This window comes from Kitasatospora sp. NPDC048239, from assembly GCF_043202015.1.
Lineage (GTDB): Bacteria > Actinomycetota > Actinomycetes > Streptomycetales > Streptomycetaceae > Kitasatospora.
The window spans coordinates 603,800-616,081 of the sequence record NZ_JBICZP010000004.1; the positions used below are offsets into that span (position 1 = coordinate 603,800).

The window sequence follows — 12,282 nt, forward strand, 5'->3', positions numbered from 1 at the left end:
GGCCGGGGACCCCACCCTCTGACGCGCCATCATCCTGTACCGGCCGTCCGCCACGAGGTGTGCGGCCGCTGTACGTCCGGCCGCTGTACCGCCCGCGCGCTTCCCGCGTACGGCCGTGTACCGGGCGGGGAAAAACCGGAGGCACCCCGGGTCGGGGGCGTGTTACGGTCCGGGCATCCGTGCTCGACCAGGATGCCGACAGAAGACAGGGAAGTGATTTTGTGCCCGCGGTGATGACCGCTGCTTCGCGCAGCGCCCGGACCGTCCTCATGTCCCGGGCCCTGGTCTGACCGTTTCCACACCCCCCTGAGCCGCCTTCGTGCGGCCGCCGGGTGTGCCCGTGCCGTGCCGGGGCCCCTTTCACCCAGGGGTTCTCCCATGTCGTCCTCGTCTTCCTCGTCCTCCTCCGCTTACACCTCCTCCTGCTGGATCACCCGCGCCGAGACCGCCGCGGACATCCCCGCCGTCCGTGCCATCACCCTCGCGGCCTTCGAGACCTCCTTCGAGCTCGGTGTCCTCGACGCGCTGCGCGCCGACGAGGGCTGGATCGACGGCCTGTCCGTCGTCGCCACCGACATCGCGGGCACCGTGGTCGGCCACGTCGTCCTCACCCGGGCGTACATCGGTGACGTCCCCGCCCTCGCGATGGGGCCCGTCTCCGTCCACCCCGACCACCAGCGGATCGGCGCCGGTTCCGCCGCCGTCCGGGCCGGGCTCGACGCCGCGCGGGAGCGGGGCGAGCGGTTCGTCGTCCTCCTCGGGCACCCGACGTACTACCCGCGGTTCGGCTTCCAGCGGGCATCCGCCCACGGGGTCGAGCTCACCATCGACGCGCCCGACGAGGCGTGGATGGCACTGAGCCTGGACGACCGCCACCCGCTGCCGTCCGGCCCGGTCCGCTGGGCCGCCGGCTTCGGCATCTGACGAGGCGCTACCAGGAGCAGTGCCGGTGGCCCGCCGCCCCGGCCTCACGGTCGGGGCGGCGGGCCGCCGGCGTGCCGGGCTCAGGTCAGGCGCGGCACCGCAGCATCTCCAGCGGGCGGTTGGCGCGGAAGTCCGCCCAGAAGCCCTCGCCGAACTCGCGCACGCCGGCCTCCGAGACGTCCAGCTGGACCCAGGTGAGCTCGCTGAATCCGGCCGCCCGCAGACACTTCTCGTAGACCTCGCGGCTCGGCGGGTTGGCGACGAAGGAGATCGGCGGGTCGAGGAGCGCGGTGATCCTCACCCGCGGCCCGATCTCGGACTCCTCGCCGGCCCGTTCGCAGAGGAAGCCGTACTTGGCCAGGGACGGCCCGTCGAAACGGAAGTCGGGGCTCTGCCCGAAGACGAAGAACTCTGCCCCGTCCACCAGGCTGCGGTGGATGTTGCGGCACATCCGCTCGATGGTGGCGACGTCCTCGGCGTAGTTGAACAGCTGGACCGCGACCCCGATGTCGAAGCGCTCTTCGAAGGTGCGCAGCTCGGCGACGTCGCCGATCTCGTACTCCACGCCCAGCGGGGCGTCGGCCTCCAGGGCCCGGGCCGCGTCGACCATCGCGCCGGAGATGTCGACGCCGAGGACGCGGGATGCGCCGCGACGCTTGAACTCCCGGCTGTAGAAGCCGGTTCCGGACGCCAGGTCGAGGACCGACCTGCCGCTCACGTCGCCGACGAGGGCGAGGAAGCCGGGCACCTCCCCGTAGCGGGTCAGGGGGAGGGTCTTGAAGCCCTCGAACGCCTCGCCGATCTCGTCGTACAGCTCCGTGCTCATCGTGCCGTCCTTCCGTCTGCCTCGTCAGGCCTGGCTCCGGCCCGCGCACTTGGGGCGCCGCGGGCTCTCCTGCTGGCAGTCTCCTTCACCCCGGCGGAGGGTCGTACTGGAAGAAGGCACAGCGGAAGTCCGCCAACTGCGGCGCGCTACTGGCCGTTTCGGTCCCGCCTCACAGGAACCGGCCGGACCGGCTCCCCGGTCGGCTCCCCCGTCGGCTCCCGGCCGACAGCGGCCGACAGCTGCCGGTGCCGGCCTGCGGCACCGACCGGGGCCCGGCCGGGTGCTACCGCGGAGCCGGTCCGGACTGCGCCCGCCCGACGGCGCTCAGCACCGCCCGGACGCCCGCCGCCAGGACCGAGGAGTCCCGCCCGACGCCCCAGACCACCTCGCCGCCGACCCGCGCCTCGACGTACGCGACGGCGTCGCTGTCGCGGCCGGTGCGGACGGCGTGCTCGCTGAACTGCAGGATGTCGACCGCCGTGCCCCCGGCGGCCAGCGCCGCCGTCACCGCGTCCAGCGGGCCGTTGCCCGTGCCCCGGTGGGTCACGCCGCCGAGCTCGACCTCCGCCCAGTGGCCGTCGTCCTCCCCGGTCCGCCAGGCGGCGGGTACCGCCTGGTCCAGGTAGGCGGCCCGGAACAGCGCGTACAGCTCGTCCGCACCGACCTCGCGCCCGCTGTCGTCGGTCGCGTCCTGCACCACCCGGGAGAACTCGATCTGCAGCCGCCGGGGCAGCTCCAGCCCGTGTCCGGTCTGCAGCAGGTAGGCGATGCCGCCCTTGCCGGACTGGCTGTTGACCCGGATCACCGCCTCGTAGTCCCGCCCGAGGTCGGCCGGGTCGATCGGCAGGTAGGGGACGGCCCACGGCGCCTCGGAGGCCGGGACGCCGAGGTCGGCCGCCACCTTGGCGTGGCGGGCGAACCCCTTCTTGATGGCGTCCTGGTGGGTGCCCGAGAAGGCGGTGTGCACGAGGTCCCCGACATAGGGGTGGCGCTCGTGGACGGCCAGGCGGTTGCAGTGCTCGACCGTCCGCCGGATCTCGTCGATGTCGGAGAAGTCGATCATCGGGTCGACGCCCTGGGTGTGCAGGTTGAGGGCGAGGGTCACCAGGTCGACGTTCCCGGTCCGCTCGCCGTTGCCGAACAGGCAGCCCTCGACCCGCTGGGCGCCCGCCAGGACGGCGAGCTCGGCGCAGGCCACGCCCGTGCCGCGGTCGTTGTGCGGGTGGACGGAGAGGATCACCGACCCGCGCCGGTCCAGGTGCCGGTGCATGTACTCGATCTGGTCGGCGTAGACGTTGGGCGTGGCGACCTCGACGGTGGCCGGCAGGTTGTGGATCACCGGCCGGTCGGGGTCGGCGTCCCAGAGCGCGGTGATCCCGTTGCAGACCTCCAGCACGTAGTCCGGCTCGGTCAGGTTGAACACCTCGGGTGAGAACTCGAACCGCACGCCCGGGCGGCCGTCGGCGCGCCGGGCCATGTGCTCGGCCGCCGCGGTGATCAGGGTGCGCACCTCCTCGCGGCCGCGGCCGAGGACGACGTCCCGCCAGGCCGGGGCGGTGGCGGTGTAGAGGTGGATCACGACGTTCGGCAGGCCCTCGACGGACTGGAAGGTCCGGTCGATCAGGTCCTCGCGGGCGGCGGTGAAGACGACGACGGCGACGTCCTCGGGGACGGCGCCCGGCTCGGTGGCCAGCTGGCGGACGAAGTCGAAGTCGGTCCGGCTGGCGGAGGGGTAGCCGACCTCGATCTCCTTGTAGCCCATGGCCAGGAAGAGGTCGAACATCCGCCGCTTGCGTGCCGGGTCCATCGGCTCGGCGAGCGCCTGGTTGCCGTCGCGCAGGTCGACGGGGACCCACAGCGGGGCCTGCTCGATCCGGCGGCCGGGCCACTCCCGCGGCCGGTCGCCGGGGAAGGGCGGCAGCGGGACGCGCTCGTGGGCGGGCCGGTAGCGGTGGTGGGGCATGGCGCTGCCGCGCTGGGGGTTCCAGGCGGGGGCGGCGGCCGGGACGGCGCCGGCGGGGGTGCGCAGGGTGGGGAAGCGTGCGGCGGAGCGGTTGGGCGACTGCATGGTGGCCAGGTCCTTCGTACGGTTCGGCGCAGGACGAACCGGCAGCACGGCGCCCCGCAGCGGGGTGCCGGTTCGGTCAGGCCCCGCTGCGGCGACCAAGAAGGAGGCTCCACGGCTTCATGCCGGGTACAGTAACCACGAGCCAACTCCTCAGACAACCTGGCAGGTGAGCGCGATGCCTCCACTCGGCCCCCTCCGGCCGTCCCCCCTCGTCGACCAGGCGACCCGGCGGATCGAGGAGCAGATCACGGCCGGCCAGTGGCCGGTCGGCGGCAAGCTGCCGGGCGAGGTGGCGCTGGCGAAGGAGCTGGGCGTCGGCCGGTCGACCATCCGGGAGGCCCTGCGCGCGCTGGCGGGGGCCGGGATGGTGCAGAGCCGGCAGGGCGCCGGGGTGTACGTGACGGCGGACCGGCCCAGCGAGGACTGGTCGGCGCGGCTGCGCAGGGCCGAGCTGGCGCACGTCTACGAGGTCCGGACGATCGTCGAGGTGCAGGCGGCCCGGCTGGCGGCGGCCCGGCGCGGCGAGGCGGACCTCGTGGCGCTCGACCGGGCGCTGACCGCCCGTCGGGAGGCGGGCGCGGCCGGGGACACCGTCTTCGTGGAGGCGGACATCGCGCTGCACGCCGCCGTGGTCGACGCCGCGCACAACCCCGTGCTGTCCGACCTCTTCGCGGAGTTCGTCCCGGTGCTGCGGGAGCGCCTGGTCGAACTGGTGGGGCTGCTGGGGCTGCGGGCGGGGGATCCGGACCACGGGTACGAGGCCCACGCGGACCTGGTCGAGGCGGTCCGCCGTGGCGATGTCGAGGGCGCGGGGGAAATTCTCGGGGCAGAGTTGACAGGGACACTGGCCCGTCTGCTGACGGCCTGATCGGGCAGCCCGACCGTCCCGAGCGGTACTCGTTCACCGTCTGAGCACACTCGTCCGTACCCCCGTGCACCCGCCCCCACCTGCACTGACTCCGGGTCACCAAGCGGCGACGCAAACCGCGGGGACGCTTCGATCACCAACCATCAACCGGCGTGTGACGTTGTGTTCAGGCGGTGTGTGTACGCCGTCCAGGCAGCGAACGGATTTTCACTCCCATAACACCGTATGACTAGTATCGCCTCGTCAAAGCCCGTGCCACCGGACGGGTCGACCCGACCAGGCCGACCCGCAGCCCCAAGGAGTCAGCTCTGCGCGCGCGTGCGAATCGGCGGCCCCCGACGCCGAAGGCCCCCCGCAGGCGTCCACGCCTGTCACTGCGGACGGCGCTGCTCGTCCTGGCCGTCGTCCCCAGCCTCGCCCTCGCCGTCCTCTGGGCGGTCACCACGGGCCAGACCTTCATCGACTTCCAACGCCAGGCGGGCCAGGGCCTGCTGGCCCAGAAGGCCGGACAGCCGTCCAACATCGTCTACTACAACCTCCAGGAGGAGCGCCGGCTCAGCGCCGAGTCGCTCGCCCGGCCCGGCAGCGTCACCGAGGCGCTGCGCCGCCAGCGGCAGCTGACCGACGATGCCGTCCGCGCCTTCCAGGCGCTCTCCGGTGCGACCGCCGACAACGCGCCCTCCGAGGTGCGCACCGCCGTCGCCGAGGCACGGCAGGCGATGGGCAGGCTCGCCGAACAGCGCGCCGCGATCGACCGCGGCGCCGTCGACCAGCAGACCGTCTTCACGTACTACACCGATCTGATCGCCGTCGACCTGCGGCTGTTCACCGCGCTCAGCCACGTCGACAACGGCGAGGTCACCTGGATCTCCAAGACCCTGGTGAACGGCTTCTGGGCGAAGGAGATGCTGGCCCGCGAGGACGCCATCCTGGCCCGCGGCTGGCCCTCCGGGCGGCTCGGCACGGCCGACCTCCAGCAGGTCCAGCAGGCCATCGGGGCGCAGGACCACCTGTTCACCGTGCAGGTCGCGCCGTACCTGCCCGGCGCCGAGGCGCCCGCCTGGCAGGAGTTGATGGCCAGCCCCGCCTGGCAGGCCAAGGCCTCCGTCGAGCAGGCGCTGACCCGGCCGATGACACCCGACACCGGCGGCACCGTCAAGCTCCCGCCCGCCCAGGACCAGTGGCGACAGGCCCTCGACCAGCTCAACCCGCAGCTGGTGAAGGTCCTGGAGACCCGCACCGACGGCATCGTCGAGGTCGGCAAGGGCTCGTTCCTCTCGCTGCTCCTCAAGGTCGTGCTGACCAGCGCCATCGGCCTGATCGCCGTCATCGCGGTGGTCCTCACCACCTGGCGCCTGACCCGCTCGCTGCGCCGGCGCATCAACGAGCTGCACACCCAGGCCGAGGAGCTGGAGCGCACCCTGCCCGAGGTGGTCGAGCGCCTCGGCCACGGCGAGAACGTCGACGTCGAGGCCGAGACCAGGGCCATCACCGCCGGACCGCACGGCAACGGCACCGACGAGCTGGCCCGCCTCGGCCAGGCGCTCAACCTGGCCCGGACCTCCGCACTGGAGACCGCCGTCCGGCAGGCCGAACAGCACCGCGGCTTCGAGCGGCTGCTCCAGCGCATCGCCCGCCGCACCCAGCTGCTGATCGGTCAGCAGCTGCGCAAGCTGGACGAGCTGGAGCGCAAGCACGAGGACCCGGAGGTCCTGGAGGGCCTGTTCGACCTCGACCACCTCACCGCCCGGCTGCGGCGCTACGAGGAGAACCTGGTCATCCTGGCCGGCGGCCAGCCGCAGCGGCGCTGGCGCAAGCCCGTCCCGCTGCTGGACGTGCTGCGTGCCGCGCAGGGCGAGGTGCAGGACTACCGGCGGATCATGCTGGACGTCGAGGGCCACCCGTGGCTCTCCGAGCGGGCGGTCGGCCCGGTCGCGCACGTCATCGCCGAGCTGATGGAGAACGCGGCGACCTTCTCCAAGCCGCCGACGCCGGTCGAGGTCCGGGCCGCCATGGTCGGCCGCGGGCTCGCCGTGGAGATCGAGGACCGCGGGCTCGGCATGGACCCGGCCCAGTACGACGCGGCCAACGCCCTGATGAGCAGCCCGCCCCGGATGGACGTGCTGGCCCGGGCGGACGACGTCCGCCTCGGCTTCTACGTGGTCGCCCGGCTGGCGGCCGCCTCCGGGCTGGGCGTCGAGTTCCGGCCGTCGGCCTTCGGGGGGACGAGGGTCGTCGTACTCGTCCCGGACGAGCTGGTGATCGACGGGGACGCCGGGCTGCCCGACGCCCCGGCGGTCGAGCCGATCCCGCTGGCCCGCAGGCCCCGCAAGACGGCGCTGGCGGCGCTGCTGGCCTCGGCCGCGCCCGTCGGCGAGGCGGCGGGCGCGATGGGCGGGATGGGCGAGATGGGCGAGCCGGTCGCGGCGCCCGCCCCGCCGGTCGCCCCCGTGGACGCGTTCCCCTTCGACGGGCCGGGAGCGGCAGGCCTGGCCGGCGACCGCCTCGTGCCTGGCGCGCTCGGTTCTCCCGGCGCGCTCGGATCGCCCGCTTCTCCTGTCGAGGCGTTCGCGCACGTCGAGTACATCCAGCCGCTGGAGGCGGAGCAGGCCGTCGAGCACAGCTCGCCCACGGACGGTACGCCGTACCCGGGCACGGCCCACGGCGGCGGCGGGTTCTTCGGCGGCGCCCCCGTCGGCCGCACCCCGTACCCCGGGCCCGGGACGCCGTACCCGGGCGGCTCGTACGAGGGCGCCCGCTACGAGGGCGACCCGCACGAGAGCGACTTGCACGAGGACGCCCCGCACGAAGGGGCCGGACACCAGCCCGTGCCCTTCGCCGACACCTCGTACGAGGGCTCGCCGTACGGCACCGCACCGCACGAGGCCGCCCCCCAGGGCACCGGGACCGACGCCCCCGCCTACCCGGACATCGCCTACGCCAAGGTCACCCCGGCCGCGTCCCCCTACGCGGACGAGCAGTACCGCCCGGCCGACAACTACCGGCTGGCCGAGCGCCGGGAGCGGCGCGAGTACACCTCCACCGTGCCGGTCAGCACGCCGGAGGGCGGGCAGCAGCCGCTCCCGCAGCGGGTCCGCCAGGCCAGCCTGGCCGCGGAGCTGCGCATCCCGCCGCCGCGCCCGGACGAGCCCGCCGCGGCCACCGGAACGCCCGCCGCGCCGCACCTTCCGGGCACCCCGGTGAGCCCGTTCCAACGCCCGGTCCGCCGCTCCGGCGCGGCGATCGGCGCCTTCCAGCGCCAGTCCCGTGCCGCCCGCAGCCAGGGCGGCGGCCCGGACGGCGGCCACGACCCCGGTGAGCACCGGTCGCGCCCCACCGCGCCCGGCGGCCCCCCGACCCCCGCGTCGGCCCCCTCCCCCTGGGCCCTTCCCGGCGCGGCCCCCCGAACCACTAGGACGGATGACCAGTCATGAACCGTACGATCGCCACCCACCAGGACCTGGACTGGCTGCTGGACGGACTCGTCGACTCGGTGGCCGGGACCAGAAACGCCGTGCTGCTCTCCGACGACGGCCTGGTCGTCAGCCACTCCCGGAGCATCGACCGGGCCGACGCCGAACGCCTGGCGGCCGTCGCCACCGGCCAGCAGAGCCTCGCCCGGGGCGTCGGCCAGCTGTTCGACGGCGGCCCGGTGCACCAGGTGATCGTGGAGCTCGCCGAGGTCTGGCTGTTCATCATCGCCGCCGCCCAGGGCACCCACCTGGCCGTGGTCGCCTCGCAGGAGGTGGACGCCGAGGTGATGTCCGTGGCGATGCACACCCTGGTCCAGCAGGTCGGCCAGAAGCTGACCACCCCGGCGCGCAGCGAGTTCGACGCCTTCGCCGCCCGCAACCGCGGGTGATGCTCCGTTGATCCCCCACTGGAGCGAGCTGCCCGACGAGGACGGGGACGACGGCTCCGGGTCCATGGTGCGCCCCTACACCATCACCCGGGGCCGCACCGCGCCCGAGCGCGACGACCTCACGCTGATCACCCTGCTGACCACCGTCGAGGACGAGGCCCGCGCCGCCCTGGCCCGGGGCACCCGGTCCGGGCCGCGTGCGCTGCAGCCCGAGCACCGGATGATCCTGGAACACTGCCTGCGCCCGGCCGCCGTCGCCGAGGTGGCGGCCGGCCTCGACCTGCCGGTCTCGGTCACCAAGATCCTCTTGGGTGACCTGATCTCCCAGGGCCTGCTGCTGGCCCGGGCCCCGCTCTCGGTGGCCCGGGCCAGCGGGGGCGTGGACCTCGGCCTGCTGACGGCCGTACGCGAAGGACTCCGGAGACTCTGAACCATGGCACCGACTCCCCCTCCCCCCAGTGCCCCCGCCGCCGTCAAGATCCTGATCGCCGGCGGCTTCGGCGTCGGCAAGACCACCCTGGTCGCCTCGGTCAGCGAGGTCGCCCCGCTGCGCACCGAGGAGTACCTGACCCGCGCCAGCGTCGGCGTGGACGACCTCTCCGGGGTGGACAGCAAGGACACCACCACCGTCGCCCTGGACTTCGGCCGGATCACGGTCAGCCCGGAGCTCGTGGTCTACCTGTTCGGCACGCCCGGGCAGGAGCGCTTCTGGTTCATGTGGAACGACCTGGTGAACGGCGCGCTCGGCGGGATCGTCATCGCCGACACCCGCCGGCTGGACACCAGCTTCGCGTCGATCGACTTCTTCGAGAGCCGGGGCATCCCGTTCGTGGTCGCGATCAACTGCTTCCACGGGCACAACACCCGTACCCCGGAGGAGATCCGGGCGGCGCTGGACCTCGACCCGCAGGTCCCGATGCTGCTCGGCGACGTGCGCGAGCGCAATTTCGGCCGGGACCTCCTGCTGGCCCTGGTCGACCACCTGATGGACCTGTCCGACGTGCGGACCGCCACCGTCTGACGCACTCCGCTTCCCTCTCCCCCCGCCTCCTGCCTCTCGCCTTTTGGAGAACCACGTCATGACCCCACCCCTGCGCGTCCTGATCCACGGCGGCGGCATCGGCGGCCTCACCCTGGCCACCGCCCTGGCCCGGAGCGGCCACCAGGTCGATGTCGCCGAACTGCGCGACGAGTTGGAGGCCCTCGGCGTCGGCATCATCCAGCCGTCCAACGCGCTGCACGTGATGCGCGAGATCGGCGTGCTGGACGCCTGCCTGGCGGCCGGCTTCGAGTGGGAGGTGCTGACCATCTGCGACCCGGCCGGCGCCACCCTCGCCAAGATCCCGCAGCCCCGGATGGGTGACGCCCCCTCCAACAACGGCATACCCCGTCCGGCCCTGGCCAAGGTGCTGAGCGCGGCCGCCACCGCCGCCGGTGCGACCGTCCGCTTCGGCACGACGATCGCCGAACTCGCCGACGACGGCGAGGGCGTGGACGTCACGCTGTCCGACGGCCGGCACGGCCGCTACGACCTGGTGGTCGGCTTCGACGGCATCGGATCGCCGCTGCGCGGCCGGCTGTACGGGGACGCCTACACGCCCGAGTACACCGGCTTCGCCAACTGGCGGGTGACCCTGCCGCGGCTGCCCGAGGTGCAGGGCGTGGTGATGTCCGCCGGCAACCTCCAGGCCAAGGCGCTGCTGACCCCGATCACCGACGACCTGATGTACCTCGGCTCGGTGTTCGCCGAGCCCGAGGACTTCCGGCCGGATCCGGAGCGGGCCCACGAGCAGCTCGCCGAGCGGCTGGCCGGCTTCGGCGGCCCGATCGCCGAGGCGCTGGCGCAGGTCACCGACCCGGCCGCGGTGGTCTACTCGCGGATCTCGCAGGTCACGGTGGAGGAGCCGTGGCACGTCGGCCGGGTGGTCCTGGCCGGTGACGCCGCGCACGCGAGTACCCCGCACCTCGCCCAGGGCGCGGCGATGGCCGTCGAGGACGCGCTCGTGCTCGCCCAGAGCCTGGACGCCGCCGAAGACGTCGCCGCCGCCCTCACCGCCTGGGAGGAGCGCCGCCGCCCGCGCGCGATGTGGGTGCAGGCGCTGTCCCGCGCCGTGCTCAAGCAGGAGACCGGCACGCCGACCACCCCGGAGGAGGACGAGCTGCTGAAGGTGGGGATCCCCGGGGCCGCGCACGTGCTGGTGAAGCCGTACTGACGGCCGCCGGCGGGTAGTGGATGACAGCTGACGGGTGACGAATGACGGATATCGATTTCCGTCATCTGTCACCCGTCACCCGTCACCCGTCACCCACCCGGCCCGGGTCCGTGCAGCTCCGCCCGCCGCGCCCAGACCGCCGCCGAGATCCGGGCCAGCAGCCGGGCCGCCGGGTCCGCCTCGTCCTCGCCGGAGGCCAGCGGGCCGGTGTAGCAGACCGCGATCAGGTACGGCGGGCAGTCTCCCGGGTACACCAGGCCCACGCTGTGCCGCGCACCCGGGATCCACCCGTTCTTGAAGGCGATCCGCGTGCCCGGCGGCAGCCCGGCCGCCAGGTCGACCCGGAAGACGTTGCGCTCCAGCAGCGCCAGCAGCTCCGGCTCCCCCGCCAGCGACCGCAGCAGCCGGACGAGGTCCAGCGCGCTCACCCGGTTGTGCACGCCCCGGTCCCGTGCCGGGTAGTCCTCGATCCCCCGCGGGGTGGCACTGTGCGTCGCCCCCGCCCGGCGCCACACCTCGGCCACCGCGCCGTGCCCCACCTGCGCCAGGCAGAGGTTGGTGGCCAGGTTCGACGAGTGCGTGATCATCCGCTCGGCGAGCACGCGCAGCGGCGCCACCCCGCCGAGCAGCGCCCACGGCTGCGGATCGCTGTCCCACGCACGGTCGTTGCCGTACTCCCCGCCGACCGCCGACACGAACCGGTTCACCACCGGCACCTCGGCGTCGAGGTCCGTCCCGCTGCGGTACAGGGCCGCCAGCACGGCCACCTTCATCGTGCTCGCCGCGTCGTGCAACGCGTCCGGGCCTCGTACGAACACCGGCTCGCCGCCCCGCAGGCGGGGGTGTGAAGACGGGCCCCAGGGTGCCACCACCACCGACAACATGCCGGGCACGGTTCCCGCGGCCGGTTCCGGACAAACCTCCGGCCGCCCTCCGCGCTCCCTGTCGGCGGGCGGCCGCCCGCCCCTACACTGCGACACCGATCGGTCACAGGGGACGACCTTCACCAGGGGTGGGACGCATGAGCGCCGAGAGCTTGAGACTTCCGCACGAGTACCGGGTGGCGACCGCGCGGATCGGGGGACTGGCGTTCACCATCCTGCTGTTGTCCTTCGGTGCGCTGCTGCCGCTGTGGTCGGACAAGGAGTTCGCGCCCTCCACCAAGGGGTTCGGCTCCCTGCTGATCCTGGGGCTCTGCCTCCTCGTGGTCGTCGCCGCGGCCCGGGCCGCCACGGTGGTCACCGCCGAGGGCGTCAAGGTCCGCGGGATGGTCCGCCGCCGGCACCTCGCCTGGTCCGAGATCAGGGAGTTCCGCAAGGAGCCCAACCCGAACGCCCACATGGGCAGGGGCGCACCGGAGTTCTTCACCTACGCCCACCGCCACGACGGCCGCAAGGTCCAACTCCCCTACGTCGACGACAAGCACGTCGTGGTGGACCGCGAGGTGGCCCGGCTGCTCGCCCTGCTGGAGGAGCACCGCGGCGCCGCCGGCTGAACAGCGGCCGGGCGGACAGGAGCGGC

At 73.6% G+C, this 12,282-nt stretch carries 11 protein-coding genes; 8 read left to right on the forward strand and 3 right to left on the reverse strand.

All coding sequences use genetic code 11. The annotated features are described in order from the left end of the window. Positions 1 to 378: 378 nt before the first annotated feature. Entirely contained in the window at positions 379 to 924 is a 546-nt protein-coding gene (locus tag ACGFZP_RS14320; protein WP_392932039.1) for a GNAT family N-acetyltransferase, read from the forward strand. An 85-nt stretch (positions 925 to 1,009) separates the two neighbouring features. Here ACGFZP_RS14320 and ACGFZP_RS14325 read toward each other — a convergent pair whose 3' ends face one another. Both ACGFZP_RS14325 and ACGFZP_RS14330 read right to left on the reverse strand, forming a co-directional pair. Then, positions 1,010 to 1,750, reverse strand: coding sequence for a class I SAM-dependent methyltransferase (locus ACGFZP_RS14325; RefSeq protein WP_392932041.1), 741 nt, complete (start codon positions 1,748 to 1,750; stop codon positions 1,010 to 1,012). A gap of 283 nt (positions 1,751 to 2,033) precedes the next feature. After that, positions 2,034 to 3,818, reverse strand: a complete 1,785-nt coding sequence (locus ACGFZP_RS14330) for a 2-isopropylmalate synthase (RefSeq protein WP_392932043.1) — start codon at positions 3,816 to 3,818, stop codon at positions 2,034 to 2,036. Between the two features lie 175 nt (positions 3,819 to 3,993). Here ACGFZP_RS14330 and ACGFZP_RS14335 point away from each other — a divergent pair, with 175 nt between their 5' ends. From ACGFZP_RS14335 to ACGFZP_RS14360, 6 genes are all read left to right on the forward strand, one after another. Next, positions 3,994 to 4,686 carry a FadR/GntR family transcriptional regulator gene (locus tag ACGFZP_RS14335; RefSeq protein WP_392932045.1) on the forward strand — a complete coding sequence of 231 codons (693 nt, stop codon included), beginning with the start codon at positions 3,994 to 3,996 and terminating at the stop codon, positions 4,684 to 4,686. 395 nt (positions 4,687 to 5,081) lie between these two features. Further along, complete coding sequence (locus ACGFZP_RS14340; protein WP_392932258.1) at positions 5,082 to 8,120, forward strand: nitrate- and nitrite sensing domain-containing protein; 3,039 nt, start codon at positions 5,082 to 5,084, stop codon at positions 8,118 to 8,120. After that, positions 8,117 to 8,548 (forward strand): roadblock/LC7 domain-containing protein, encoded by a 432-nt coding sequence (locus tag ACGFZP_RS14345; RefSeq protein ID WP_392932047.1) that lies wholly within the window; start codon positions 8,117 to 8,119, stop codon positions 8,546 to 8,548. Before ACGFZP_RS14340 ends, ACGFZP_RS14345 begins: the two co-directional genes overlap by 4 nt. Positions 8,549 to 8,555: 7 nt before the next feature. Further along, on the forward strand, positions 8,556 to 8,978 hold the full coding sequence (locus ACGFZP_RS14350; RefSeq protein WP_392932049.1) for a DUF742 domain-containing protein: 423 nt from the start codon (positions 8,556 to 8,558) through the stop codon (positions 8,976 to 8,978). A 3-nt stretch (positions 8,979 to 8,981) separates the two neighbouring features. Beyond that, complete coding sequence (locus ACGFZP_RS14355; protein ID WP_392932051.1) at positions 8,982 to 9,569, forward strand: ATP/GTP-binding protein; 588 nt, start codon at positions 8,982 to 8,984, stop codon at positions 9,567 to 9,569. A 58-nt stretch (positions 9,570 to 9,627) separates the two neighbouring features. Next, positions 9,628 to 10,761: an FAD-dependent monooxygenase gene (locus ACGFZP_RS14360; RefSeq protein ID WP_392932053.1), complete on the forward strand. Its 1,134-nt coding sequence runs from the start codon at positions 9,628 to 9,630 to the stop codon at positions 10,759 to 10,761. Between the two features lie 89 nt (positions 10,762 to 10,850). On the opposite strand, the gene ACGFZP_RS14365 is transcribed toward ACGFZP_RS14360, so the two are convergent. Continuing rightward, positions 10,851 to 11,645, reverse strand: coding sequence for a serine hydrolase (locus tag ACGFZP_RS14365; RefSeq protein ID WP_392932055.1), 795 nt, complete (start codon positions 11,643 to 11,645; stop codon positions 10,851 to 10,853). A gap of 137 nt (positions 11,646 to 11,782) precedes the next feature. On the opposite strand from ACGFZP_RS14365, the gene ACGFZP_RS14370 reads away from it, so the two are divergent. After that, complete coding sequence (locus tag ACGFZP_RS14370) at positions 11,783 to 12,256, forward strand: PH domain-containing protein (RefSeq protein WP_392932056.1); 474 nt, start codon at positions 11,783 to 11,785, stop codon at positions 12,254 to 12,256. Positions 12,257 to 12,282 lie beyond the last annotated feature (26 nt).